Here is a 25,391-nt window from a genome sequence, read left to right on the forward strand (position 1 = left end):
TTTATGGTAAACTATTAGTACCTGATAGCAAAAGGGGATTATTTAGTGTATACAGTTATTTTATTATTAATTTTCAGCTACCTTTTCGGCTCAATTCCATTCAGCTTGTTTATCAGCAAAACATTTTATAAAATTGATTTGCGTGAACATGGGAGCGGCAATATCGGCACGACGAACACATTCCGTATACTCGGCAAGAAAGCCGGTATCGTTGTACTGATTCTCGACCTGTTAAAAGGTGCAATACCGGTATGGGTTGCAATGCTCGTCAGTACTGACGTTGATTTCCCTGTAGTAATATTCGGGGTTGTCGCGGCAATCGGCCACGTCTATTCAATATTTTTAAAATTCAAAGGCGGCAAAGCAGTCGCAACAGGCGGCGGTGCTATTTTAGCAGCAAATCCGATTATCTTCCTGGTGCTGATTGCAACGTTTTTAATCACTTTAAAAGTATCGAAATACGTATCACTTTCAAGTGTATTTGCAGCCATTGCATTAATCATCAGTGTGATGTTTACCGGCGACCCTTTTATGATCGGCTTTGGAATTGTACTTGGAATTATCGTTGTTGTAAAACATATTTCCAACATGCAACGTATTAAAGACGGCACTGAACCGAAGATTACGTTTATGTAATTGACAAATAAGAGAACGGCCTGAAGTCTAATCTGGACTTTCAGGCCGTTTTTTTGCTGCCTGTATTGCTGGGTTTAGTGTTTGTGTCGTCGACCGGATGAGTGTGGTACATGCGGTCAATTAGTTTGTATCGACCGGATGAATGTGGCACATGCGGTTAATTGGTTTTTATCGACCGGATGAGAGGAACACATGCGGCATCGGTCAGCTCAAAATATAAATCCATCAAAGCATCGCTTTGATGGATTTATGAAATCTGTTTTTAAATTCTTATTAAGCTGATGCAATCTTCTTACGGAGCACAAGCTGTAAAATACCGCCGTGTCTGTAGTAGTCTGCTTCAACGTCTGAGTCAAAGCGTACTTTAGCTTTAAGTTTAACTTTGTCGCCGTTGACTTTCGTCGCAACAACATCGATAATTTCTCCAGCTGTAACACTTTCATCGATATTAATATCGAAAGACTCAGAACCGTCAAGTCCGTGGTCTTCAGCGTTTTCGCCGTTAACAAATTGTAATGGCAGAACACCCATCATTACTAAGTTTGAACGGTGGATACGCTCGTAGCTTGCTGCTAATACTGCTTTAACACCAAGTAAGTTTGTTCCTTTAGCAGCCCAGTCACGGCTTGATCCCATGCCGTAGTCGTCGCCTGCTACGATCATCAGTCCTGTACCTTCTTCAAGGTATTTCTCTGACGCTTCATAGATGCTTGTTACTTCGCCTGTCGGCCAGTGTGTTGTGAATCCGCCCTCTGTACCCGGAGCAATTTCGTTACGGATACGGATGTTAGCGAATGTTCCGCGTACCATTACTTCGTGGTTACCGCGTCGTGAACCGTATGAGTTAAAGTCACGTGGTGACACGCCTTGTTCGATTAACCATTTACCTGCTGGCGTATCTTTACCGATTGCACCTGCTGGTGAAATGTGGTCAGTCGTTACAGAATCTCCAAATTTACCAAGTACTCTGAGACCGTTTAATGGCTCAATTTTACCAGCTTCTTTAGATAAGTTCTGGAAGAATGACGGGTTTTGAATATATGATTCGTCACCGAAGTCGTATAATGGTGCATCAGTCACTTCAATATTATTCCAAGTTTCGTTTGAATCAAATACTGTTTCGTATTCTTTTCTGAATAATTCAGGTGTCACTGTAGACATTACTGTGTCTCTAACCTCTTTAATTGAAGGCCAGATATCTTTCATGAATACATCGTTACCATCTTTGTCCTGACCTAATGGCTCAGTGCGAAGATCGATATCAACAGTACCTGCAAGTGCGTATGCCACAACAAGCTGAGGCGAAGCTAAGTAGTTCGCTTTAACTAACGGGTGGATACGTCCTTCAAAGTTACGGTTACCTGATAATACAGATGACACTAACATGTCGTCATCAACGATTGTTTTTGTTACTTCAGGACGTAATGGACCTGAGTTACCGATACATGTTGTACAGCCGTAACCAACTAAGTTGAATCCGAGCTGATCAAGGTACGGCTGAAGACCTGCGTCTTCAAGGTATCCTGTAACAACTTTAGAACCCGGTGCTAATGAAGTCTTAACGTACTTAGGTACAGTCAGACCTTTTTCAACTGCTTTTTTAGCAATTAAACCGGCACCAAGCATAACGTACGGATTCGATGTGTTAGTACATGAAGTGATTGCAGCGATTACAAGGTCACCTGTTTTAAGTTCCTGCTCTTCGCCGTCGTTGTACTTCACAGTACCTGTCTTACCGAATTCTTCTTCAGTTAAGCCGTGGCCGTGGTTACCGCTCGGTGCTGTAACTGATTTTTTGTATTCATCTTTCATGTTTGACAGGCTGATTAAATCCTGTGGACGTTTCGGTCCAGCAAGTGATGATTCAACTGATAAGTCAACTTCAACAACGTCAGTATAAGTTGGTTCTACTGCCGGATCGAAGAATAAGTTATTTTCTTTCAGGTATTCGCGAACAACATCGATGTGATCTGCGTCGCGTCCTGTCAGTCTCATGTAATCAAGTGTTTCATCGTCAACTGCGAAGAATCCGCAAGTTGCACCGTATTCCGGTGCCATGTTTGCGATTGTTGCACGGTCAGCAAGTGGTAATTCTGTTACCCCTTGACCGAAGAACTCTACAAATTTACCGACAACGCCTTTCTTTCTAAGAACCTCAGTTACTTTTAAAGCAAGGTCTGTTGCAGTTGTACCTTCAGGTAATGAGTTAGTCATACGTACACCAATAACTTCAGGAACCGGGAAGTATGAAGGCTGTCCAAGCATACTCGCTTCAGCTTCGATACCGCCGACACCCCATCCAAGAACGCCGAGACCGTTAATCATCGTCGTATGAGAGTCAGTGCCTACTAATGTATCCGGGAAAAGAACTTGTTCGCCCTCTTCTCCTCTTGCGTGCACTACGTTAGCAAGATACTCAAGGTTAACCTGGTGAACGATACCTGTTGCAGGCGGAACAGCCTGGTAGTTATCGAACGCTTTAGTTGCCCAGCGAAGGAACTCATAACGCTCCATGTTACGCTCAAACTCAAGATCCATATTTTTCTGTAAGGCACTCGTGCTGCCGTACTCATCAACTTGTACTGAGTGGTCAATTACTAAGTCAACCGGTACTTCAGGGTTGATTTTCTGAACGTCTCCACCCACTGCTTCCATCGCTGTACGAAGTGAAGCAAGGTCAACTACCGCAGGAACTCCTGTGAAATCCTGCAGAATAACGCGGGAAGGTTTAAATGGAACTTCTTTACCTTTAATATCCCCTTTATCCCAGTTTGCTAATGCTTCAATATGATTATCGTTAATCACACTGCCGTCATACTGTCTCAATACTGACTCCAGTAATACGCGGATTGAATACGGCAAGTTCTCAGACTTGCTCATGCCTGAATCTGCTAGTGATTGCAGGCTGTAATAAGTATAATCTTTACCATTCACTGATAATGTCTGACGAGAATTGTCTTTAACGTTCTTTGACATCATTAAAAGCCCCCTCTAAATTTAGTCATCCTAATTGTATACTTACTCTCAATATAAAGTAAATGCTTTCATCGAAACTTGTGATATGAATAAGCTTGATATAAGAATAACATTTAATTATCTTTAATTATAACATTCATAACTAAACATTATTAGTGATTTGCTTGCAAGTCCTTGTGTTAAGGTATTATTAATATGTAAAATAACACTTGATATCATGAAATATTCATGTATTATTATAAAAGTTACTATTTCAAACACTCAGGAGGTCATTTTATGTGGCAGGAATTTAAAGACTTTATGCTGCGCGGCAACGTTATAGACTTGGCAGTCGCAGTAGTTATCGGTGCAGCATTCGGGAAAATTGTTCAGGCATTAGTAGAAAATATTATTATGCCGTTAATCGCGTTAATTTTTGGTGATACTGATTTCGCATCAAACTGGGTATATATGGGCATTACATACGGCGTGTTCATCCAGGCAATTATCGACTTCGTTATTATCGGTGCAGCAGTATTCGTATTTGTTAAAGTCGTTAACAAATTAACTAAGAACAAATTCGTTGAAGAAGAAGTTGAAGACGAACAGTTGGTTCTATTACGCGAAATGAGAGATTCATTAAAAGGTATGGAAGACAACAAAAAAGATGGTACTGGTTTATAATTTTCACTTATTAAATTTTTTTAGAGAGCACCTTGGGTGCTCTTTTTTTATGGGATCCTTTTGGCTGGCTCATGTATATCCATCTCCCATTAACCTCCCCACAGGACATAAAATTTTAATCTTACGTCCTGTGGGGAGGCAGCCAAGCGGAGCGCGGCAGTTATCACCCCATCGTTGCGGCTTCATTGGGGCAAATACCAATTATCACCCCATCGTTGCGGCTTCATTAGGTTGAATGTTTATCACCCCAATGTAGTCAGTTCAATGGGACAATTAGCTGTTTTTACCTAAACGAGAAAAAAGACAGCAGAGGATTGCTCCCCTGCTGCTTCAAATATCTATTCTGCTCTTAATCCCTGTTTCACTTCGCTTATAAAGTATAAGCTTCCTGTAACAAGCAGCATTTCCCCGTCAAAATTCTTAATATACTCAATATAATCTTTCACAAAGTGTTTATCCGGATGTTCAATCGAGTTAAACAGCACTTCTCCGTCTTCTGCTTTAAAGAAGTCGAACTCCGTGACGTTAAACGTATCTGCCAGCATACCGATTTTATACACCATCGTATCTAATGGCTTGCCTTTGACTGCAGAGAACAAGACCGTAATCTTTTTATCAGAGTAATGCTCACGCATCGTATCGATAAGTACATCCACCGCTTCGTTGTTATGCGCACCGTCTAAAATAATAACCGGATCTTCACTGATGCGTTCGATACGGCCCGTCCAGAATGTTTTTTCCACACCCTGGATCATTTTATTGACGTCCAGTTTAACCAGATCACGGTCCATCATTTCAAGCAGTGCAGCAATCGCAATCGATGCATTTTCCTGCTGATGGCGGCCGAGCATTCAAGTTTAATATCGTCAAAATCGTATTTGCCGTATTTAAAGCTGAATTCTTCACCGTTTGCGACTAAAATAACTCGTGTCAGCCAATGCCTTTCGCATTTTTTCTCATCGAGCACTTTATAAATATAATCCCGGCACGCATCATTTTACGTTAAAGACTAAAGGAATATCTTAATCACACTGATTTATCTTTAGTAATGTCTAAGAGCGTGTCTCCGAGAATATCAATATGATCAAGACCGATACTCGTTAAGAGCGTCATCACCGGATTAAAGACATTGTCGAGTCATGTGTTGCGCCTAAACCCGCTTCAACCAGCACATAATCCACGGATGCACATTACCGAAGTAGACGAACATCATCATCGTAATGATTTCAAATTCCGTCGACGTGCCTAAATCCGTTTCTCCACCATACGTTCCGACACCGGGCGCACAATATTAACCAGCATGGCAATGTCTTCGTCAGATATCGGTCTGCCGTCAATCGAAAATACGCTCGTTGAATACTCGATATAGGGGGACGTAAATGTCCCCACTGTATAGCCGTTTTCATTCAATGCACTCCGCATATAAGACAAGGTCGATCCTTTGCCGTTCGTGCCGACGATATGGACACCCGTAATTTTCTTCTCAGGATTGCCCAGCTTATCCAGCATCCATTCCATCCGCATCCGCTTCACACCCGGAATACCGAATTGGCACGTTCGTGTATCCAATTCAGGCTGTCCTGATACTCCATTTATTACTTCACATCCCTCAAGCTTACGATACGCGCTTCTACTTCTTTATACTGCGCTTCGTAACCTGCTTGTTTTTGACGTTCTTCTTCAACAATTTTATCCGGTGCATTGCTGACGAACTTGTCGTTGTTTAATTTACCTTCAACGCGTTTTAATTCACCTGACAGGCGGCTGAGTTCTTTTTCAAGACGGGCAATTCTTCTTCTTTGTTGATGAGTCCGGCAAGCGGCAGTATTACTGTCGCGCCTTTAACCACATCTGTCTTATCGTCATCGCCTTTTTCTATTGCTGCAGCGATTGTTAAATGTTCAGGATTAGTAAAACGTTCGATATAGTGGTTGTTGCGTTCTACCGCAGCACGTCTCGCTTCATCTTTACTTCAAGTTTAATATCAATTGGTTTAGATAAAGGCGTATTGACTTCGTTACGCGTCGTTCTAACCGATTTAATAATATTTACTAAGAGTTCCATGTCAGCTGAAGCATCGTCAAAGTTTAACGATTCGTCAACTGTCGGCCATTCGCTTACGACGATTGACGTTTTCTTGTTGATCGTCTGATAAATTTCATCCGTTACAAACGGCATGAACGGGTGAAGCATTTTCAGAATTTTATCCAGCGTATAAAGCACACTGAACGTGTCATCTGTTTCTCTTCATCTGTACCATCTGTCATCGGCACTTTCGCCATTTCAATATACCAGTCACAGAAATCATCCCAGATAAAGTTATATAATGAACGCCCGACTTCACCGAACTCGTAGTCTTCAGATAAGCGAGTCACGTCAGCGATTGTCTCGTTTAAGCGTGTCAGAATCCATTTGTCAGCGAGTGATTTATCGCCCGTTAAATCAATATCTTCCAGCGTAAAGTCTTCACCGATGTTCATGAGCGCAAAACGTGAAGCGTTCCAGATTTTGTTGATAAAGTTCCAGACGCTTTCCACTTTTTCGTCTGAATAGCGGAGATCCTGGCCTGGTGTTGAACCTGTCGATAAGAAGTAGCGGAGCGCATCTGCGCCGTATTTCTCAATAACATCCATCGGGTCGACACCGTTGCCGAGTGATTTCGACATTTTACGGTTCTGCTCATCGCGTACAAGGCCGTGCAGCAGCACATCGTCAAACGGCTTCTCACCAGTCTGCTCAAGAGATGAGAAGATCATGCGTGCCACCCAGAAGAAGATAATATCGTAACCTGTTACGAGTACATTCGTCGGGAAGTACTTGGCAAGATCCGGTGTTTCGTCCGGCCAGCCCATTGTCGAAAACGGCCATAAGGCACTTGAGAACCACGTATCCAGAACATCTTCGTCCTGTGTCCAGTTTTCACTGTCTGCAGGCGCTTCTTCACCGACATATAATTCCCCTGTTTCATTGTGGTACCATGCAGGAATCTGATGGCCCCACCATAGCTGACGTGAAATTACCCAGTCGCGGATGTTATCCATCCAGCCGTTAAACGTATGCTCAAAACGGTTTGGTACGAAATCTACGCGGTTATCCGTTTCCTGGTTTTGAAGACTTTTCTCAGCTAAAGGCTTCATGCTGACGAACCACTGTGTTGATAAGTACGGTTCAACGATTGCATTAGAGCGTTCAGAATGTCCGACAGAATGCATATGTGCTTCGATTTTAATCATATAACCTGCTTCTTCAAGGTCTTTAACCAGCTGCTTGCGGCAGTCGAAACGGTCCATACCCTCATACTGGGCGCCAAGCTCATTAATGACACCGTTCGGGTGCATGACATTAATACGCTCAAGATCGTGACGGTTACCAATTTCAAAGTCATTCGGGTCGTGTGCCGGTGTCACTTTCATTGCACCTGAACCGAATTCCTGTTCCACGTAAGAATCCGCAATAATCGGCAGTTCACGGCCGACGATTGGCAGCGTGACAGTTTTGCCTATAAAATCTTTATAGCGTTCGTCATCCGGGTGCACAACAACCGCAGTATCACCGAGCATTGTCTCGGGACGCGTCGTTGCGATTTCTAAGAAACCTGAACCGTCCGTTAACGGATATTTCACGTGATAGAATTTGCCTTCAATATCCTTGTGAATCACTTCAATATCACTTAGAGCTGTCTGTGTCTGTGGATCCCAGTTAATAATATATTCACCGCGGTAAATTAAATCCTTGTTGTACATATCAACAAATACTTTGCGTACTGCTTTCGACAGTCCTGCATCAAGGGTAAAGCGCTCTTTATCGTAATCGAGACCTAAGCCAAGTTTCTCCCACTGCTCACGGATATGAGACGCATATTCCTCTTTCCAGTTCCATGCGTGCTCTAAAAACTTCTCGCGGCCGATGTCCGACGCTTTAATGCCCTCTTCACGGAGACGCGCATCCACTTTAGCCTGCGTTGCGATACCCGCGTGGTCCATGCCCGGTAAATACAGTACATCGTATCCCTGCATACGCTTCATGCGCGTGATGATGTCCTGCAGCGTCGTATCCCATGCATGCCCAAGGTGAAGTTTACCCGTAACGTTCGGCGGCGGAATGACGATGGAGAATGGTTCTTTATCACTGTTTACATCTGATTTAAATAGTCCCTGTTCAATCCACTTCTCATACTTACCTTTTTCAACTTCAGCCGGATTATACTTTTTCGGCATTTCCATATGATCACTCCTCATAATTTTAAAAACAAAAAAACTCCAGTCCATGAATAGGACGGGAGTTCCGCGGTGCCACCTAAATTCAGGCTTTAAGCCTGCATCTCAACTTGGTGATTAACGCTCACCGCACGTTTTGGATTACTGGTCGGCTGGTTGGCCGGCGTTCACACAAAACTTATCAGACTACGTTCACAGCATGCACCGGTAAACTTTTCACCAATCGTTTACTCTCTGATTATCGCCTGCATACAGCTACTCTTCTACGTCTCTTATTTATATAAGTTAATATTATGCGACTTTTAAATAACTGTCAAGATTGAAGTGACAGACTATTTGGCGCGTTTTTTGTTCAGATATTTTAAATAGTAGCCGACGATCGGGACGACGACGATAATGATAAAGAAGATTCTGAAGATGTGGTAACTGGAAATCATCGCGATGTTGCCGCCGGTTTCAATCGCAATCACGATAATCTGTCCAAGCCCGCCTGGTGCGGCACTTAAGAACAAGTCATTAAACTGATGCGTTGTAAACAGCTGGAAGACAAAGACAATGAACATGGTGCCGAAAATCAGAATTAAATTCTGAAGTAATATCGAGAATATAAGCCGCTTGTTCAGCTGTGTCATCAGAGAGGCAATCTGCAGTCCGATACGAATACCAAACAGAATCTGAGCGACGTTAATAAATGCGAGATCCAGCGAAAACTCAATGCCCGTTGTTAAGTTCCATATAATTAAGACGATGATTGGGCCGAGCATTAAACTCGCCGGGAATTTTATCTTGTTGAGAAGGTAAATAAGCACGAGTGCAGCGAGCGGAATAATGAGCATTTGTGGTGTGAAAATCGTCGAAATATAATCGACTTCGATTGGCAGTGCGTTCGCTTCTGATGCCGGCTTGAAGAAGCCTGAAACGAACGGCACGATCAGTACGATGAGTATAATCCGCGACATCTGAGTAAGCGTGACGAGCAGAATATCAGCGCGCTTCTCCTCTTCGGCCATAATCAGCATTTGAGACAAGGCACCAGGCACGGAAGCAAGCACCGCAGTCTCCGGTGTACTGCCGGTTAAATAAATGAAGAGTCTCGATAATGCGAGACTAAGTAAAAGAACGAGAATCGTCATAAGAAAAATATTAAATATCAGCGCGCATGTCTAAGAGTGCGTCGAGAGTCAATGTGGAGCCGATTTCGATCGCCATAATGATTACACCGAGATCACCGAGCCAGCGCGGGAAATATAACTCGCGTTTGACGAGCCGGATATAAAGAATGGTTGCAATCATCGAACCAAACAGCCACGGTAAAATCATGCCGAGTGAAGACAGTCCGTAAGAAATAAGAGCCGCAGCGGCCACAAGCAGTAGTAAACGAAGAACTTTCATAACATCACCTTATCTATTCGTTTGTCATCTATAATAATAACTTATATTGAGACTGAAATAAAGCAAGGTGCATTTTACACTTTATTCAGAAAACTGTGCTGCGGCGTGATTTGGTGTTGTTTAGAGTGATTTGTGTTGATTTTGAGTGCTGGCCGGTTGTTGGAGGACGACGGCGGTTGACTGTCGGACTTTAACATCGCTTCGAGTACGACGGCGTTTTCTCGTCGTAGTTTAACACTACTTCGAATACGACGGCGTTTGACCGTCGTACTTTAACACCGCTTCGAATACGACACCGTTTCCCCGTCATACTTTAACATCATTTCGAATACGACGGTGTTTGACCGTCGTACTTTAACACCGCTTCGACTACGACACCGCTTCCCCGTCGGACTTTAACTAGATGAATCACATATCAATACTTTCAAATACCCTTAATTTTCGTTAATACTCGTTGTTATTAACTTCGGTTCACAACAGGAAAACGCCGCTGTCATTCCATCTCCTCAGGAGCCTCTTTATCACTCACAACTCTTTCCTGTTCTTTTAAAAAGAATGCAAATATTAAACCGATTAACGCCAGCACTGCGGATGTGATGAATGTGGCGTTTACCCCTGCGATTTCATCCGCAGTTGTCGGATTTCCGCCGGACACATTAAACGCGACGCCGTCATGATTGTAATAAATAGTGCCGTGAAAAGCGAGCCGCCGATTTGGCGCATCGTATTGTTCAGCGATGTGCCGTGGGAGATCATATGGTTATCGAGCGCGTTCATCGCGTAGGTTGTCAGCGCCATCATCGACAGTCCGACACCTGCAAGGCGCACCGTATAAACGATTGTAATATAGGTAAATGTTGTTTCTGTACTTAAGAACGACATCAGCACCGACGTGACTAATATTAAGATTAGACTTGTAAATGTCAGCAGCCGGATGCCGTAGCGGTCAAAGAGCCAGCCGGCGATGAGTGAGATGACACCCATGACCAGGGCACCCGGTAAGAGTGACAGTCCTGACTGGAATGCGGTAAAGCCGAGCATGTCCTGCATTAAGACAGGAACGATATTGTTCGCACTGACCATCGACACAAAGACGATAATCCCGATCAGTGACGCCATGAGGAAATACGGATTTTTTAAGACACGTATTTCCAATATCGGCTGCGTCAGTTTAAATTGTCTTCTGACGAACAGACCGACTATAAATAGTCCGGCAAAGATTGGCAGAATGACTTCAACGCTCAGCCAGCCGCTGACGCCTGCGACTGAGAAACCGTATAACAGTCCGCCGAAGCCAAGTGTCGACATCACGATTGAGAGGATATCCACTTTCGGATTCGTCTGTTCAGTGACGTTCCGCATATAGAAGAATGCAAACACTATATTCAATGCTGCAAGCGGTGTAATGATAATGAACAGCGTTCGCCAGGGCCAGAATTCAACTATGTAGCCTGACAGTGTCGGTCCGATGGCCGGCGCAAAGCCGATAATCAGTCCGAACAGTCCCATCGCCTTGCCCCGGTTTTCGACTGTGAACATCTGCAGTAGAATGACTTGTGATAAGGGCATCATAATACCTGCCCCTGATGCCTGCAGTATGCGCCCGGCGAGCAGCATTGGAAACACTGTCGACAGTGCTGCGACAATCGTTCCAATTGTAAATAAAATCATCGCGGTCATATAGAGTTTCCGCGTTGTAAATTTATAATTAAAAATGCAGATATCGGAATCATTATTCCGTTCACTAAAAAGAAACCGGTCGTCAGCCACTGCGCTGTGCTGAACGGAATGTCCAAATCTTTCATAATGACCGGTACGGCCGTGACCAGCAGCGTCTGATTTAAAATCGAAATAAACGCACCTATAATTAAAATCGCAATGACCAGATTTCTGCCGTTTAAATTCCCTTTTTCCCCTGTCTTGTTCATATACTCCGTCTCCCAACCTCTGTATATATAGAAAAAGACAAACTCATACAATACGAGTTTGTCTTTTTATCTCAAATATTATTGTTCACTGAAGAACTGGTACATTGCTGTCAGTTCTTCGTCAGCAACCTGGTCTGCACTAAATGCAGGCATAGATCCCTGACCATCGCGAACGATTGATGTAAAGTCGTCTTCTGAAAGACTAGTTCCTGCTAAAGCTGGACCCATAGCTCCTGAGAAGTCCTGTCCGTGACATGACGCACAGTTATCGCGGGCGATTCCTTCAGCATCAACGTCTCCGCTAGATGCAGTTTCTTCGCCGCCTCTTCAGATGCGCCTGACTCTTCTCCTGAATCCGCTGTTTCTTCTGTTGCAGATTCTTCTTCAGCTGTGTCGCTTCCGCCACCGCTGCCTAAGTGAAAAATAAGTAAAGGAACAATTAGGAAAACGACTATAACCGGTATCACCCAGTAAAGATGCACCGTACCTTTTGTGCTGTTATTTGGATTTTTCTCGATGACACGAGGCTGGCCATCGACTTTTACGCCGCGTGAACGTTTTTTCTTATCACTCATTATGTCTACCCCCATTTATACTAATACTACTATTATACACATATTCTATCCCGCATGAAGTACAAAATTTAAATTATTTAGCCGTAACTTTACTTAATGCATTATCAAACGCAGTAATAGTCGTTTCTATATCTTCTTCAGTATGTTTAGTTGATAAGAACATACCTTCGAATTGTGATGGAGGAAGGTAAATACCTTCTGCTAATAAGGCCTGGTACATTGCTCTGAATAAGTTTAAATCACTCTTGTTCGCACTGTCGAAATCAGTCACAGGTCCTTCCGTTAAGAAGAAACCGATCATCGAGCCTGCACGGTTAATTGTAAGAGGAATATTATGTTTGGCAAATACTTCTGTCAGTCCCGCTTCAAGCTGATCTGCCAGCTTGCCGAAGTATTTGTAGCTGTCTCCAGTTAACTGGCTTAAGGTCGCAAGTCCTGCGCTCATTGCCAGCGGGTTTCCTGACAGTGTGCCAGCCTGATAAATGTCGCCTGCTGGTGCGATACGTTCCATAATTTCTTTCTTGCCGCCGTAAGCGCCGACCGGCAGTCCGCCGCCGATTACTTTACCGAGACAAGTTAAGTCTGGTGTAATACCGAAGTGTCCCTGCGCTGAGTTGTAGCCGACACGGAATCCTGTCATCACTTCATCGAAGATTAACAGTGTGTTGTTTTGTTCTGTAATATCGCGCACGAACTGAAGGTAGCCTTCAACCGGCGGTACGACACCCATGTTGCCTGCTACAGGCTCCATAATAACTGCTGCGATATCATCGCCGAATTTATCGAATGCTTCTTTAAGACTTTCTTCATCATTATAAGGCACAGTAATTGTATTTTTCGCAGTGCCTTCAGGTACTCCCGGTGAGTCCGGCAGTCCAAGCGTTGCAACACCGGAACCTGCTTTAATTAATAACGAGTCACTGTGGCCGTGGTAGCAGCCTTCAAATTTAAGTATTTTTTCTCTGCCTGTATAGCCGCGCGCTAGACGTAATACTGCAAGCGTTGCTTCAGTACCTGACGATACCATACGAATCATCTCGATAGATGGCACGCGTTCCATAACAAGTTCAGCCATTGTCGTTTCAAGCTCTGTCGGCGCACCGAAAGATGTGCCTTTAACTGCGGCATCCTGCACGCTTTTTACGACTTTATCGTCTGCATGGCCTAAAATTAAAGGGCCGAAACTTAATGAATAGTCGATATATGAATTGCCGTCAACATCGTAAAGACGCGCACCCTTAGCGTGGTCGATAAATAACGGGTGGTCGCCGACCGATTTAAAGGCACGTGCCGGAGAGTTCACACCGCCGGGCATTACTTTAACTGCTTCAGCATATAATTCTTTTGACTTGTTATACATCTTAAATTTCTCCCTTATTAATTTTTTTCGCAAGTTCTTTCGCGAAATAAGTAATAATCATATCTGCGCCTGCGCGCTTCATTGAAATCATCTGTTCAGCAATGACTTCTTCATCTAAAAGACCCTGATCAATTGCGTTACGCGTCATTGCATACTCGCCGCTCACGTTGTAAGCAACAATCGGCAGATTTGAGTTATTGCGCACATCGCGAATAATATCGAGGTATGACAAGGCCGGTTTAACGATCATCATATCCGCACCTTCAAGTATATCGCTGTCTAGTTCACGGAGTGCCTCCAGACGGTTCGCCGGATCCATCTGATACGTGCGGCGGTCGCCGAATGATGGTGTTGATTCCGCGGCATCTCTGAACGGACCATAGAATTTAGACGAATACTTAATGCCGTAGCTCATAATTGGAATATGCGAGTAGCCCGCAGCGTCCAGCCCCTGGCGGATTTCAGTAACGAAACCATCCATCATATTGCTTGGTGCTAATATCAGCACCGGCTTTAGCTTGTGATACTGCAGTCTGTACGAGCAATGGCAGTGATGCATCATTGTCGACGTCTTTCGTTACAGGATCAATTAAGCCGCAGTGGCCGTGATCTGTATATTCACACAGGCACGTGTCTAAAATAACGAGCAGTTCAGGATAATGTTCTTTCGACAGGCGGCACGCTTCCTGTACGATACCGTGATCGTGGTAAGCCCCTGTACCTTCAGGATCTTTTTCATTCGGAATGCCGAAGAAAATAACACTCTTAATGCCAAGTGAAACGACTTCATCCAGCTCTTCTTTAAGCAGGTTCAATGAAATCTGATATACACCTTTCATCGATGATACTTCCTGTTTGACGTCCGGTTTTTCAACGACGAAAATCGGATAGATTAAATCATCTTTTGATAGTTTTGTTTCGCGTACCATGTCGCGCATAAAGCCGCTTTGTCTTAAACGGCGATGTCTGTCAAAGTTCATTATGAATACTCTCCTTTATAAAATCAATCATATGTCCGAGTGTTTCATGCTCCGGTTTTGATGCAGTCAGGCCGTATTCATTTAATCTCGCTTCAGTCACGTGACCAATCGCGATTAAATGAATGTTCTTCAGTTCATCAGCTTTAAAATGGCCCATTAAACTGTCGACTGCAGACGGTGATGATAACGTTAAATAATCGATATGATTTATGTTTTTTCTGATCTGTTCAATCGAACCTTCGTGAACTTTCGGGTAATACAATTCAATTTCTGTAACGATTGCCCCCGATTCACGCATATAGTCCCGCATCAGCGGACGTTTTTTCGTGCTCGCCGGATACAGTATTTTATCGCCGGGCTTAATCGAGAATTCTTCGATAAACCCTTCCTGCGTATAGGTCGACGGCTCAAAGTCCACATCGATGCCGTAACTGTTCAATGCTTCGGTCGTTTTCACGCCGATGCTTGAGATTTTATCCGTTTTGACATGTTTAAAAAGCGGCAGAAATGCTTCACACTCTTGTTTTTACTCGTCATGACGAGCCACGTATAGTGTGTCTTTAAAACTGTCTCGTCAAAAGGCAGACGTTCAGTCGTAATGAGCGGTGCATGGACGAGATTTAAGGCCTCGTCCTCCCCCTCTTCAAATGTTGACTGTGTCACGTAAACAACCGGTTTACTGCTCGGCATTATTCTCATTAATCATGTCGATAATATCTTCGCACCGATTTTCTGCATTTCATCAGCAACAAGGTTACCCAGCTGAACCGGATCCTGATGTGATTTCTTTACAACAAACCGTTCATTGCCGTCTTCGGACATAATTAATCCTGTTAAGTACAATTCGCCGTCCTCAAGCGTTGCATAACCGCCGATTGGCACCTGGCAGCTTCCGTCCATACGTTTTAAGAACGTACGCTCAGCAGTCGTGCACGTTGCGTCATGGTCCGAGTGGACAGTTTGCAGCATTTCTATTAATTCAGCGTCATCTTCACGCACTTCGATGCCTAAAGCCCCTTGTGCAATTGCCGGAATAAACTCTTCAGGGTCGAAGTATTCAGTGACAACGTTGTCGCTCCAGCCCATACGTTTAAGTCCTGCAGCTGCTAGTAAAATAGCGTCGTATTCGCCCGACTCCATTTTCTTAATGCGAGTATCGATGTTGCCTCTGACCCAGTTCACAGTAATATCATCGCGCATTGCTAACAGCTGTGCACCGCGGCGGAGACTTGACGTGCCGACGATGCTGCCAGCCGGCAGGTCTTTAAATAATACTTTATTATTCGATAAAAAGGCGTCGCGCATATCTTCACGTTCAGGCACACATGCAATTGTGAAGCCTTCAGGCAGTTCGCTCGGTCTCTTTTAAGCTGTGAATCGCCATGTCGATTTCTTTATTTTTAAGTGCTTCTTCAATTTCTTTAACAAATAATCCCTTGCCGCCGACTTTAGATAACTGTACGTCGACGATGCGGTCACCTTTAGTGACGATTTCTTTTATTTCAATTTCAGCATCCGGGAACTGTGCCTGCAGTTTCTTAATGAACTGTTTCGACTGCGTTAAGGCAAGTCCGCTTCTGCGTGAACCAACGATAATTTTTCTCATGATTTATACTCTCCTTAAAGTGACCAAAAATGAAAACTCGATAATTCTGAAAGAATTAAATAATTCAGCATGACAAAGACAAAAATTGCGATGCTGTACACTGCAAATTTCGCCGTATCACCTTTAAATTTAACCATTGTTAAAATAATGCTGTACATAATAATAACACATACAGTGCCGATGACTTTCGGATCATAGACGACACTTGGACCGATGATCTGAAGTCCCCAGACGATTCCTATTATAATACTTATACTCATTAAAATCACACCGATAAAGGTCAGCCTGAGCATTACTTTTTCGGCGGTGCCGATGCTGAAAAGCGAAAAGAAACTTCTGTTGAATTTTTTCTGCTTTAAGTTGCGGCGCTGAACTAAGTATATAACGGCATTCAGCATGCCGATAAAGAACATAACATAGGCTGCCAGTGCACTGCCTACATGGACGATTAAGAGCTCGTTCACAATTTCAAGCGTCAGCGCCGTTGAACTGAAGTTCAGCGATGAAAATGTATAGAACGTCATTAAAACTATCGTAATAATTAAGTAAAACAGTAGTATAAATTCCGATTTCGTCTTCATAAAATGTATAAGCCCGAGCAGTATAAATACCAGGCTTAAGCTGAATATACTTTCAGCAAGCGTTAATATTGGAATTCTGCCAAGCTGGATTCCGAGCTGCACAACAGACAGAAAGTGCAGTATTACCGCCGGGGTCAGTACATACAGAGAAACCTTTCTGACTTGTCGATTTCTTAAAAACAAATCATATGACAGTGCAGAAAGGCTGATAAAGTAAAGCAGTAATATAATTTCTTGAATGCGGAACATCATATCCATAAGATATCCACCTTGCTAATTAAGGTTAAGCTGTTCTTTACGTGCTCTGAGCTTCTCTCTTTGTTTCGAACTTGAATCTTCGCGTGCCAGTTCAACCTCTTCTTCAATATGGAACATTGCCATAATATCTTCGAGTTTCTCATCGCGTTTTTTGTCGCCGGCGATTTCTTTCGTAAAGATAATCGGATCGCGCAGCATTTGATTAATAATACTCTTCATGTGTTTTGAGATTACCGTGCGGTCGTCGCGTTCTGTCATATCCGGCAGTTTACGCTCCAGTGAATCCAGTGTTTCGTCGTGAATGTTTAAAGACTTCGTACGCATCGCCTGAATAACAGGCACGACACCTTGAACGCGGAGCCAATCTTCAAATTCCGCAGTCGTGCCGTCGATCATCGCTTTGATTTTCTCGGCTTCCTGTTCGCGTGAAGCGAGGTTAGAGTCAACTAAGCCCTGCAAATCATCCACATTGTACATATAGACGTTGCCGCTTGAATCAATTTCAGGATCAATGTCTCTCGGCATTGCGATATCGATTAAAATAAGCGGTGAACCGCCGCGTGTTTTATTCACCATGTCGATTCATATCTTTTTTATGACAAATACCGTGACGATGTGCTTGAAAATTACGATTCAGCTCTTTTAATTCAACCTAAAGCGTGCAGATTTGCTGCACGGCCGTTAAAGCGTGCTGCCAGCTCTTCTGCTTTTTCAACCGAACGGTTTAAGACCACTACTCTTCGATACCGTTTGACGTTAAGTTTAAGAGTGACTCTTCAGCCATTTCACCTGCACCGATAACGACACACGGCTTTTCTTAACATTGGCAAAATGCGTTTTGCAAGCTCTACCCGCTGCATATGAAATCGATCTGCGTTCTTCGAAATAGCAGTTTCACTATGGCCGCGTTTAGCGACAGTAATCGCTTCTTTAAACAGCTTGTTAAAGATTGTCCCTGTCGTATGTTCTTCCTGCGCAGTTAAAAACGCATCTCTGATCTGGCCGAGAATCTGCGTTTCACCCAGCACCATCGAATCTAGTCCGGCAGTCACTTTAAACAGATGAGAAACAGCTTCGTCAGCTACTTTCATATCTGTCATATCTTTAATTTTTTCGTATTCAACGTCGAACCAGTCAGCGAGGAATTTTCTGGAATAATACGCCCCCGTATGTTCCTGATCACTCACTACATACAATTCTGTGCGGTTGCACGTCGACAGCAATGTCGCTTCAAGTATGCTTTTTTGTTCGCGTAATTTATGCAGTGCTTCAACGACTTCTTCGTCCTGGAATGTCACCTGTTCGCGTTCTTCAACGCCGGTTTTTTTATAATTTAGACTTAATGCAATAATATGCACTATAATGCCCCCTCAAAACTTAACTCACAAATAAAGGTGCTCAGTTGGACCACTTTATCTATTCCCTATTTATACTAATTATAAATTAGGTATATATCAAGCATTCTAGACAAACTTTTGTAAAGCTGTCATAATTTCAGGCAGATTTCGCTTGTCTAAGGAAGAAAATGGGAAAATCTGGTCTTCAGGTTCCATTTCCAGCTCTCTTTTTATAACACTGATGTGCTTTTGAACTTTACCGCGGGCAATTTTGTCAGCCTTCGTTGCAACGATAATTACCGGCAGTTCGTAATATTTCAAGAAATCGTACATCGAAATATCATCTGCTGTCGGCGGATGACGCAGGTCGACTAACTGTACAACACAAGTCAGTGTTTGACGGTCTTTTAAAATCCTTCGATCATGCCGCCCCACTTCTCGCGTTCAGATTTCGACTGTTTTGCGTAGCCGTAGCCCGGCACATCGACAAAGACAAACTTCTTATCTGCGTTGTAGAAATTCAGGGTAATTGTTTTCCCCGGTTTTGATGAAGTACGCGCGACGCCTTTACGGCCGCACATAGCGTTAATAAATGATGATTTACCGACGTTTGAACGCCCGCTCAATGCGATTTCTTTTAAACCGGTCTCCGGGTAATGTTCCGGACTCACTGCAGAAGTAATAATATCTACGTTACTTGGATTAATTTTCATGCTGGTCACTTCCTTTAAAAAAGGCTGTCGCAATGACAGCCTTTATTTTATGCACTTTTTTTATCTTCTGTAATTTCTTTGCCGTCCGCATCAAAAATCAGCGGATCTTTTTCATCGATAATCGTTTCACGGGTAATAACGACTTTCTTAATGTCGTCGTTTGAAGGCACTTTGAACATAATGTCCACCATGCGCTCTTCAATGATTGAACGCAGTCCGCGGGCACCTGTCTTACGTGCGATAGCAAGTTCTGCGATTGCGTCAAGTGCGTCTTCTTCAAACTCAAGTTCAACGTCGTCGATTAACATCATTCTCGTATATTGTTTAACGAGCGCGTTTTTCGGCTCAGTTAAAATTGATTTCAAGGCGTCAACATCAAGCTCCTCTAAGTAGCTGATGATCGGCACACGGCCGATAAATTCTGGAATCAGACCGTAGCTCTGAAGGTCGTCCGGACGTACTTTCGCCATAAGCGCGTCTTTATCCGTAAAGTCTTCACCTGCACCGCCGAAACCAATCACTTTATCGCCTAGACGGCGTTTAATGATGTCTTCCATACCGTCGAATGCACCGCCGAGAATAAACAGGATGTTCGTCGTATCGATCTGGATAGACTCCTGGTTCGGATGCTTGCGTCCGCCTTGCGGAGGAACGCTTGCAGTTGTGCCTTCTAAGATTTTAAGCAGTGCCTGCTGTACGCCTTCACCGGATACGTCTCTGGTAATCGATGTGTTTTCGCTCTTACGTGCGATTTTATCGATTTCATCAACGTAAATAATGCCCTGTTCAGCACGTTCAACATCGAAGTCAGCTGCCTGGATTAAACGGAGAATATTCTCAACGTCGTCACCCACGTAACCTGCTTCAGTCAGACTCGTCGCATCAGCAATCGCAAACGGCACGTTCAGTGAACGAGCTAATGTTTGTGCAAGCAGTGTTTTACCGCTTCCTGTAGGACCGATTAAAGCGATATTACTTTTAGCAATTTCAACTTCATCTTCGCCCATGTTGTTAATACGCTTGTAGTGGTTGTATACAGCTACGCTGAGTGCGCGTTTAGCGTTCAGCTGGCCGATAACATACTCATCGAGTGATTCTAAAATTTCCTGCGGTTTCGGAATATAATCGAAAACTGCAGTGTGATCCATCTTAAGTTCTTCTTCTATAATTTCATAGCATAGTTCGATACATTCGTTACAAATGTATACACCGCTGCCGGCGATAAGTTTCTTAACCTGTTCCTGATCTTTACCACAGAATGAGCAGGTTAAATCTGTATCATCTTCATTAAATTTAAACATTTATATACACCTCATTATATACTTCTAATAAATATACTAGAAAATCTACCTTAAATCAATTGAGCTGCATATTGATGAAAAGCTCTACACTTTAGGTGCAGAGCTTTTCATGTATGTGGTTCAATTTATAGATTATTCAGCTTTTTTACGGTTGTCTACTAATACGTTTAAAGCTTTTGTATTTTAACATCTTCTTTAAGCATGTCAGCGCCGCCAAGAGCGTTCTTAACATCTTCTAAAGGCATACCGAACTGCTCAGCCAGACGGCTAAGTTCAGCGTCTGTATCTGCTTCAGTTACTTCGATATTTTCTTCTTCTGCAATTTGTCTTAACGTTAAGTTCGTACGAACGCGTTTAAGTGCATCTTCTTTCATTTGTTCACGAAGAGCGTTTTCGTCTTGACCTGACAGCTGTGTGTAAAGTTCAAGAGTTAAGCCCTGCTGTGATAAGTTCTGTTCGAATTCCTGAAGCATACGGTCAGTTTCAGTATCAACCATTGCATCCGGTACATCAATGTCAGCGTTGTCGGCAGCTTTAGCTACTAAGCTTTCTTTTAATGTAACTTCGTAGTCGCTTTCTTTTTTAGCTTTAACTTCTTCTTGAAGTTCAGCTTTAAGTTCGTCTACAGTTTTAGCTTCACGGTTTTCAAGCTCAGCTACAAACTCATCAGTTAATTCCGGCGTTTCTTTTTGTTTAAGTGAGTTCACTTTAACTTGGAATACTGCTTCTTTACCAGCTAACTCTTCAGCGTGGTACTCTTCAGGGAAAGTAACGTTAACGTCTTTCTCTTCGCCGATTTCCATGCCTACCATTTGCTCTTCAAAGCCAGGGATGAATGAGTTAGAGCCAATTTCGATTTCGTAGTCGTGAGCGTGTCCGCCTTCGAAAGCTTCTCCGTCAACGAATCCGTGGAAATCGATTGTCGCGATATCGCCTTCTTCAACTGTACCTTCTTCTTTAACTACTAAATCAGAATACTCAGTAAGAATGTGGTCGATTTGGTGATTAACTTCTTCGTCAGTCACTTCTGTGTCGACTTCTTCACCTTCAAGGTTTTTGTATTCGCCTAGTTTAACTTCAGGTTCAACTGTAACAGTTGCTTTAAGAATAACTTCTTTGCCTTTTTCAATCTGTTCAACATCTACGTCAGGCTGAGCAACCGGTGTAATACCAGCTTCGTCTACAGCTTTCCCGTAATGTACAGGTAAAAGAATGTCTAATGCATCCTGGTAAAGAGATTCTACACCAAAACGTTTTTCGAACATTTGACGCGGTACTTTACCTTTTCTGAATCCAGGCATGTCAATGTCCTTAGATACTTTTTTAAATGCTTCATCCAAAGCAGTGTTTAGTTCTTCACTTGGAATTGTAATTGTTAAAATTCCTTGGTTACCTTCTTGTTTTTCCCATGTTTGAGACATAATACATTTTCCTCCATTAAGTCGATTTTTCAATTAACCTGTATATTATAACACATACAAATATTGATTCAAATGATTGATTTACAGCGAGTTCTTCGCAATATCGTTCTCGATTTCACTGAGCCAGCGTTTCACATTTGGATCCGCTTCGTACGATGGTTCCATACCGAGCATTTCTTCAATACGCTCACTGTATGCTTTAACCACGGCATCACTCGTAAAATCAGGCTGCACCGGATACATATATATCGCATGGCCCATTATGAGCTCGGTTGTCGCTTCGGTAAATGACGGGTTGAACTGTTCAACTTCATCAAGTACTTTCGGCAGGACATCCCGGGCGATAAAGTAATCTTCCAGACTCGTGAGTTCAGACGGCTTCACCGTCATCTTCACGCCGCATTTCTCAATGGTTAGCGTACCATTAGAACGTACGCTTCGCAATATAATAGCATAGCGGTCTGTAATTCATTGCGCTCTGCTTTACCGAAAGCTTCTATAATAAAATCCATGTACGTGATGTCATGACTTTCCGTAATCTTCTCGACGAACTCAAGCTGCTGAAACAGATTGAATTTGTCAAAGTCTTCTTTAGAGATAACGGGCTCTGACGCAGCGAGCATTCCTCTCAGCTTGTTCGATGCATTTTGTCTTAAAGACAAAATATCCACACGGAAACCTTGCGGTATCGGTTCTTCCAGCAGATGGCCGGAAAACTCCAGCACCTCTTCGTAGTTGCCCATATCAGATAACGCCTGCAGCATGTAGACCATGTGCGTTTCGTAATCCCCGTCGCCGTTGTTCATTTGCTCGAGCGAATAGTCGACGAGCTCACCTGGGCGCTTGGCCCGGAGCAATGTTTCATACAGCATCTCTTCAGCCAATTCGGACGGTTCCGATAAATCCATATACTTGTTAAACGTTTTTAAGAAATGCATGTCATCCCCGGCATCGTAATGTGCTTTAAGATCGCGTTCGAACTTCTTAATAAATCTGTCGTGCGTCGTAACCTTATTGTCCATAAGCATCTCTGATAATTAACTCACTCCACGATTCGTAAGGCGACATCGTTTCTAAGATATCGTTTTAACCCACTCAAGCGCAATCGTGTCCGTTTCGTTGTTGATTACTTTATCTTTTTCAACATCGATTTTAAGAACGAGACCGATATGGACCTTGCCCACTTCGTTATCATCGTCGTTAATCAGACCGTGGATTTCGATATTCTTCACATCATCCTCTTTCAGACCGACTTCCTCCTCAAGCTCACGCGCAGCATTTACACGCAGCTTGCCGGCGATATCCGCTTCAGACTCAACATCGTTCATATGACCGCCGACACCGATTGATAATAAGCCGTGCAGACGCGCCTCCCCGCCGCCTTCCAGACGTTTATAAACAAGCGTCTCGTCGTCATGCGTAATGATGCAGTAGCTGATCAGCTGCTTGTAGCCCGGATCCTCTTCCATATCCCCGCGGCGCTTCACTTCGAAACCGCCGAACGAATTCACAATCTCTCTATAGCGATTATCATCTTTGGAAATAAAACCGTTGAACGCATTCTGTTCCCCATTAAATAATGTATCGCGATTTACAACTAAAATCTGTTCATCAAATTTACTCATGCATAATCTCCTCGCAGGCTGAAAATTTCTCTATATTTAATAATTAAAAAAGTTTCTGGAAATCAGTTTTAATTAATATTCGCCGTCGTTCTTTTCAATTAAATGATATTTGAGCTTTCAAATTTCAAGATAATTATTTACTCATGGAAGTTTACACAATATTAAGGGGGTTTTCAAGGGGTGACGGATAATGACAACCAGTTTAAAACGTGTAAAGCTGATAAGTTTTATGCGACTTGAATAATCTGAAAATTCTATCTTCAATTGATATATTTGATATAATAATAAATAATATAACTGTTGAAAGGGCCGATAAAATGAAAAAGAAAAATGTTCATATAATTCCTGGAAGCGATGGTAAATGGAATGTAAAAAAAGAAGGTAACAAACGAGCAACCAGTATTCATGACACACAGAAAAAGCATAGATGCAGGGCGTGATATAGCGCGTAAAAACCGTTCTGAAAATGTAATTCATGGTCATGATGGAAAAATCAGAGATAAAGATAGTTACGGTAACAATCCATATCCGCCGAAAGGATAAACGATTAACAGCCTGATATATATTAAAAGTAAATAGAATGGATTAATAAGTAAGCTTTGTTCCTGATCGGTAATAAAGCTTACTTATTAACAAATGGTGCATATTTCCTGCTGAGCAAACGTCCCAGGCGGGAGTTTCAAAACGCTTAATATCAAAGGTTATAAGCGTTGGTTGACAATAATTTATCTTCAACAATTTTAGTTCTGTTCCTTTTCCCGTATTCTTTTGACAGCGAGCAAGATTTTATAGATTTTAGAAATACCTAAATGTTAGACTCTATTGATATTTATCCATTACATAATTTATTATCGACTATTATATAGTAGAAATAAAATATTTCCAACTTTGGTAAAAGTAGATTGCCTATATATGTAAGTATTGTTATATTTAATTAGAATTCAAAATATTTAGGGGGTCTTTACATATGAGAAAATTGCTATTAGGTACTGCATTGTCTACAGCTTTATTACTCGCTGCATGCGGGGAAATGGAAGAACCGACAGAAGAGACGGACACAAGCACAGCTGCAGAACCTGCAGAGAAGAAGCTGAAACGGAATCAGCAGAAACTGAAGATACTGAAGAAGTTGTAGAAGAAGAAACTGAAACAGTAGATGAAAACCTTTCAGTGGGAGATACCGTTGAAATGGACGGTGTGGAATTCACTTTAGATGCTGCTTACTACACTGACGAAAGAAACGAATTCGCTGAAATCGAAGCTGACAGCGTTGTAATTTTAGATGTGTCATTCACAAATAATACAGGCGAAGACTACTCACCAACATTTGATATGAGTGTCTACGCTGACGGATCTAAAGCAGAAGAGTACCCTGTGGGTGATATTGTCTTAGATGTAGTATCTGACGGCAGAAGTTCATCAGGTTCAGTCGCTTATGCATTAGTTGGCGAGCCTTCAGAAATTGAATTAGAATTTGCACCAATGATGTCATTCAGCGGTGAAAAATCTATTTACACTGTTACACCTGAATAAACAAAAACACCGCCTTTCTACATCAGTAGTTGGGCGGTTATTTTGTATAAGAAATACCCTCCGTTACTTTAAGACGAAGGGCGATAAAAAATATTAAGTAGGTTTCGCAGCCATGAAGAGAATATTTGTGTTCATGGAATCACCTCTTAGGGTAATTATATCGAACGTACATTCTATATGTAAAGTCCGAAAAAGCCTCTTAATACTAAGGTGCAAATTTTTATAATAGTATTAAATATACAGTATTTAAAGAATCAAACTAGAATAATGTCGTTTGAAGTGTATTATT

General features: G+C 42.6%; 22 protein-coding genes and 8 pseudogenes. 5 read left to right on the forward strand and 25 right to left on the reverse strand.

From position 1 onward, the window contains the following. Nucleotides 1–45 precede the first annotated feature (45 nt). The gene (gene plsY, locus G4D76_RS02315) at nucleotides 46–636 is read left to right on the forward strand and encodes a glycerol-3-phosphate 1-O-acyltransferase PlsY (RefSeq protein ID WP_213810434.1); all 591 of its coding nucleotides are present in this window, start codon (nucleotides 46–48) and stop codon (nucleotides 634–636) included. A gap of 273 nt (nucleotides 637–909) precedes the next feature. On the opposite strand, the gene acnA is transcribed toward plsY, so the two are convergent. After that, a complete protein-coding gene (gene acnA, locus G4D76_RS02320) occupies nucleotides 910–3,612 on the reverse strand; it encodes an aconitate hydratase AcnA (protein WP_213810967.1) in 2,703 nt (900 codons plus the stop codon). Between the two features lie 276 nt (nucleotides 3,613–3,888). Between acnA and mscL the strand changes: the two genes are divergently transcribed. Continuing rightward, nucleotides 3,889–4,275: a large conductance mechanosensitive channel protein MscL gene (gene mscL, locus G4D76_RS02325; RefSeq protein ID WP_213810435.1), complete on the forward strand. Its 387-nt coding sequence runs from the start codon at nucleotides 3,889–3,891 to the stop codon at nucleotides 4,273–4,275. 338 nt (nucleotides 4,276–4,613) lie between these two features. On the opposite strand, the pseudogene G4D76_RS16525 reads toward mscL, so the two are convergent. The 24 genes and pseudogenes from G4D76_RS16525 to G4D76_RS02415 form a co-directional block, all read right to left on the reverse strand. After that, nucleotides 4,614–5,867, reverse strand: a pseudogene (locus G4D76_RS16525) (folylpolyglutamate synthase/dihydrofolate synthase family protein). Between the two features lie 3 nt (nucleotides 5,868–5,870). Continuing rightward, nucleotides 5,871–8,498: pseudogene (locus G4D76_RS02335) on the reverse strand (valine--tRNA ligase). A 326-nt stretch (nucleotides 8,499–8,824) separates the two neighbouring features. Continuing rightward, entirely contained in the window at nucleotides 8,825–9,625 is an 801-nt protein-coding gene (locus G4D76_RS02340; protein WP_250130119.1) for an AbrB family transcriptional regulator, read from the reverse strand. A gap of 10 nt (nucleotides 9,626–9,635) precedes the next feature. Next, nucleotides 9,636–9,884, reverse strand: coding sequence for an AbrB family transcriptional regulator (locus G4D76_RS14320; RefSeq protein WP_250130120.1), 249 nt, complete (start codon nucleotides 9,882–9,884; stop codon nucleotides 9,636–9,638). Between the two features lie 493 nt (nucleotides 9,885–10,377). Further along, a complete protein-coding gene (locus G4D76_RS14325) occupies nucleotides 10,378–10,539 on the reverse strand; it encodes a hypothetical protein (RefSeq protein WP_250130121.1) in 162 nt (53 codons plus the stop codon). Next, nucleotides 10,494–11,564, reverse strand: coding sequence for a DHA2 family efflux MFS transporter permease subunit (locus tag G4D76_RS02345; protein WP_250130122.1), 1,071 nt, complete (start codon nucleotides 11,562–11,564; stop codon nucleotides 10,494–10,496). The genes G4D76_RS14325 and G4D76_RS02345 overlap by 46 nt, the downstream gene beginning before the upstream one ends. Next, nucleotides 11,561–11,812: a hypothetical protein gene (locus tag G4D76_RS14330; protein WP_250130123.1), complete on the reverse strand. Its 252-nt coding sequence runs from the start codon at nucleotides 11,810–11,812 to the stop codon at nucleotides 11,561–11,563. The genes G4D76_RS02345 and G4D76_RS14330 overlap by 4 nt, the downstream gene beginning before the upstream one ends. Nucleotides 11,813–11,890: 78 nt before the next feature. After that, entirely contained in the window at nucleotides 11,891–12,040 is a 150-nt protein-coding gene (locus G4D76_RS14335; protein WP_250130124.1) for a c-type cytochrome, read from the reverse strand. Further along, on the reverse strand, nucleotides 12,025–12,387 hold the full coding sequence (locus G4D76_RS02350) for a hypothetical protein (protein WP_250130125.1): 363 nt from the start codon (nucleotides 12,385–12,387) through the stop codon (nucleotides 12,025–12,027). Before G4D76_RS02350 ends, G4D76_RS14335 begins: the two co-directional genes overlap by 16 nt. A gap of 73 nt (nucleotides 12,388–12,460) precedes the next feature. Then, nucleotides 12,461–13,747 (reverse strand): glutamate-1-semialdehyde 2,1-aminomutase, encoded by a 1,287-nt coding sequence (hemL, locus tag G4D76_RS02355; protein WP_213810436.1) that lies wholly within the window; start codon nucleotides 13,745–13,747, stop codon nucleotides 12,461–12,463. 1 nt (nucleotide 13,748) lies between these two features. After that, a pseudogene (gene hemB, locus G4D76_RS02360) lies at nucleotides 13,749–14,727 on the reverse strand (porphobilinogen synthase). Beyond that, entirely contained in the window at nucleotides 14,717–15,184 is a 468-nt protein-coding gene (locus G4D76_RS02365) for a uroporphyrinogen-III synthase (protein ID WP_213810437.1), read from the reverse strand. The pseudogene hemB and the gene G4D76_RS02365 overlap by 11 nt, the downstream one beginning before the upstream one ends. Then, nucleotides 15,181–15,417, reverse strand: a complete 237-nt coding sequence (locus G4D76_RS02370; protein WP_213810438.1) for a hypothetical protein — start codon at nucleotides 15,415–15,417, stop codon at nucleotides 15,181–15,183. The genes G4D76_RS02365 and G4D76_RS02370 overlap by 4 nt, the downstream gene beginning before the upstream one ends. Then, nucleotides 15,404–16,333, reverse strand: a pseudogene (gene hemC, locus G4D76_RS02375) (hydroxymethylbilane synthase). Before hemC ends, G4D76_RS02370 begins: the two are co-directional and overlap by 14 nt. A gap of 14 nt (nucleotides 16,334–16,347) precedes the next feature. After that, a complete protein-coding gene (gene ccsA / locus G4D76_RS02380) occupies nucleotides 16,348–17,172 on the reverse strand; it encodes a cytochrome c biogenesis protein CcsA (RefSeq protein WP_213810439.1) in 825 nt (274 codons plus the stop codon). Between the two features lie 15 nt (nucleotides 17,173–17,187). Next, complete coding sequence (locus tag G4D76_RS14340; RefSeq protein ID WP_256440523.1) at nucleotides 17,188–17,748, reverse strand: glutamyl-tRNA reductase; 561 nt, start codon at nucleotides 17,746–17,748, stop codon at nucleotides 17,188–17,190. A gap of 71 nt (nucleotides 17,749–17,819) precedes the next feature. After that, nucleotides 17,820–17,906, reverse strand: coding sequence for a hypothetical protein (locus G4D76_RS16335; RefSeq protein WP_305794287.1), 87 nt, complete (start codon nucleotides 17,904–17,906; stop codon nucleotides 17,820–17,822). Between the two features lie 51 nt (nucleotides 17,907–17,957). Then, nucleotides 17,958–18,530 (reverse strand): glutamyl-tRNA reductase, encoded by a 573-nt coding sequence (locus G4D76_RS14350; RefSeq protein WP_250130126.1) that lies wholly within the window; start codon nucleotides 18,528–18,530, stop codon nucleotides 17,958–17,960. A gap of 105 nt (nucleotides 18,531–18,635) precedes the next feature. Then, nucleotides 18,636–19,222, reverse strand: a pseudogene (yihA, locus tag G4D76_RS02390) (ribosome biogenesis GTP-binding protein YihA/YsxC). 47 nt (nucleotides 19,223–19,269) lie between these two features. Next, nucleotides 19,270–20,523: an ATP-dependent Clp protease ATP-binding subunit ClpX gene (gene clpX, locus G4D76_RS02395; protein ID WP_213810440.1), complete on the reverse strand. Its 1,254-nt coding sequence runs from the start codon at nucleotides 20,521–20,523 to the stop codon at nucleotides 19,270–19,272. Nucleotides 20,524–20,655: 132 nt separating this feature from the next. Beyond that, nucleotides 20,656–21,944: pseudogene (gene tig, locus G4D76_RS02400) on the reverse strand (trigger factor). Nucleotides 21,945–22,025: 81 nt separating this feature from the next. After that, a complete protein-coding gene (locus G4D76_RS02405; RefSeq protein WP_213810442.1) occupies nucleotides 22,026–22,340 on the reverse strand; it encodes a hypothetical protein in 315 nt (104 codons plus the stop codon). 17 nt (nucleotides 22,341–22,357) lie between these two features. Beyond that, nucleotides 22,358–22,966 carry a hypothetical protein gene (locus G4D76_RS02410; RefSeq protein ID WP_213810443.1) on the reverse strand — a complete coding sequence of 203 codons (609 nt, stop codon included), beginning with the start codon at nucleotides 22,964–22,966 and terminating at the stop codon, nucleotides 22,358–22,360. Then, nucleotides 22,956–23,569, reverse strand: a pseudogene (locus G4D76_RS02415) (NUDIX domain-containing protein). The gene G4D76_RS02410 and the pseudogene G4D76_RS02415 overlap by 11 nt, the downstream one beginning before the upstream one ends. 317 nt (nucleotides 23,570–23,886) lie before the next feature. Here G4D76_RS02415 and G4D76_RS02420 point away from each other — a divergent pair. The 3 genes and pseudogenes from G4D76_RS02420 (at nucleotide 23,887) to G4D76_RS02430 (ending at nucleotide 25,102) form a co-directional block, all read left to right on the forward strand. Next, a pseudogene (locus tag G4D76_RS02420) lies at nucleotides 23,887–24,112 on the forward strand (DUF2188 domain-containing protein). 424 nt (nucleotides 24,113–24,536) lie between these two features. Continuing rightward, a complete protein-coding gene (locus G4D76_RS02425) occupies nucleotides 24,537–24,704 on the forward strand; it encodes a hypothetical protein (RefSeq protein ID WP_213810444.1) in 168 nt (55 codons plus the stop codon). Between the two features lie 53 nt (nucleotides 24,705–24,757). Continuing rightward, a complete protein-coding gene (locus G4D76_RS02430; protein WP_213810445.1) occupies nucleotides 24,758–25,102 on the forward strand; it encodes a hypothetical protein in 345 nt (114 codons plus the stop codon). Nucleotides 25,103–25,391 lie beyond the last annotated feature (289 nt).

Source organism: Jeotgalicoccus sp. WY2 (assembly GCF_018437745.1).
GTDB classification, from domain to species: Bacteria; Bacillota; Bacilli; order Staphylococcales; family Salinicoccaceae; genus Jeotgalicoccus; species Jeotgalicoccus psychrophilus.

What these genes read in the sequence shown, in the direction of transcription:
- acnA (WP_213810967.1), bottom strand. Translation starts at nt 3,612, where the DNA reads ATGTCAAAGAACGTTAAAGACAATTCTCGTCAGACATTATCAGTGAAT.
- mscL (WP_213810435.1), top strand. Translation starts at nt 3,889, where the DNA reads ATGTGGCAGGAATTTAAAGACTTTATGCTGCGCGGCAACGTTATAGAC.
- G4D76_RS02340 (WP_250130119.1), bottom strand. Translation starts at nt 9,625, where the DNA reads ATGACGATTCTCGTTCTTTTACTTAGTCTCGCATTATCGAGACTCTTC.
- G4D76_RS14320 (WP_250130120.1), bottom strand. Translation starts at nt 9,884, where the DNA reads ATGAAAGTTCTTCGTTTACTACTGCTTGTGGCCGCTGCGGCTCTTATT.
- G4D76_RS02345 (WP_250130122.1), bottom strand. Translation starts at nt 11,564, where the DNA reads ATGACCGCGATGATTTTATTTACAATTGGAACGATTGTCGCAGCACTG.
- G4D76_RS14330 (WP_250130123.1), bottom strand. Translation starts at nt 11,812, where the DNA reads ATGAACAAGACAGGGGAAAAAGGGAATTTAAACGGCAGAAATCTGGTC.
- G4D76_RS14335 (WP_250130124.1), bottom strand. Translation starts at nt 12,040, where the DNA reads ATGGGTCCAGCTTTAGCAGGAACTAGTCTTTCAGAAGACGACTTTACA.
- G4D76_RS02350 (WP_250130125.1), bottom strand. Translation starts at nt 12,387, where the DNA reads ATGAGTGATAAGAAAAAACGTTCACGCGGCGTAAAAGTCGATGGCCAG.
- hemL (WP_213810436.1), bottom strand. Translation starts at nt 13,747, where the DNA reads ATGTATAACAAGTCAAAAGAATTATATGCTGAAGCAGTTAAAGTAATG.
- G4D76_RS02370 (WP_213810438.1), bottom strand. Translation starts at nt 15,417, where the DNA reads ATGCCGAGCAGTAAACCGGTTGTTTACGTGACACAGTCAACATTTGAA.
- ccsA (WP_213810439.1), bottom strand. Translation starts at nt 17,172, where the DNA reads ATGGATATGATGTTCCGCATTCAAGAAATTATATTACTGCTTTACTTT.
- G4D76_RS14340 (WP_256440523.1), bottom strand. Translation starts at nt 17,748, where the DNA reads ATGGTGAATAAAACACGCGGCGGTTCACCGCTTATTTTAATCGATATC.
- clpX (WP_213810440.1), bottom strand. Translation starts at nt 20,523, where the DNA reads ATGTTTAAATTTAATGAAGATGATACAGATTTAACCTGCTCATTCTGT.
- G4D76_RS02410 (WP_213810443.1), bottom strand. Translation starts at nt 22,966, where the DNA reads ATGGACAATAAGGTTACGACGCACGACAGATTTATTAAGAAGTTCGAA.
- G4D76_RS02425 (WP_213810444.1), top strand. Translation starts at nt 24,537, where the DNA reads ATGAGAAAATTGCTATTAGGTACTGCATTGTCTACAGCTTTATTACTC.
- G4D76_RS02430 (WP_213810445.1), top strand. Translation starts at nt 24,758, where the DNA reads ATGGACGGTGTGGAATTCACTTTAGATGCTGCTTACTACACTGACGAA.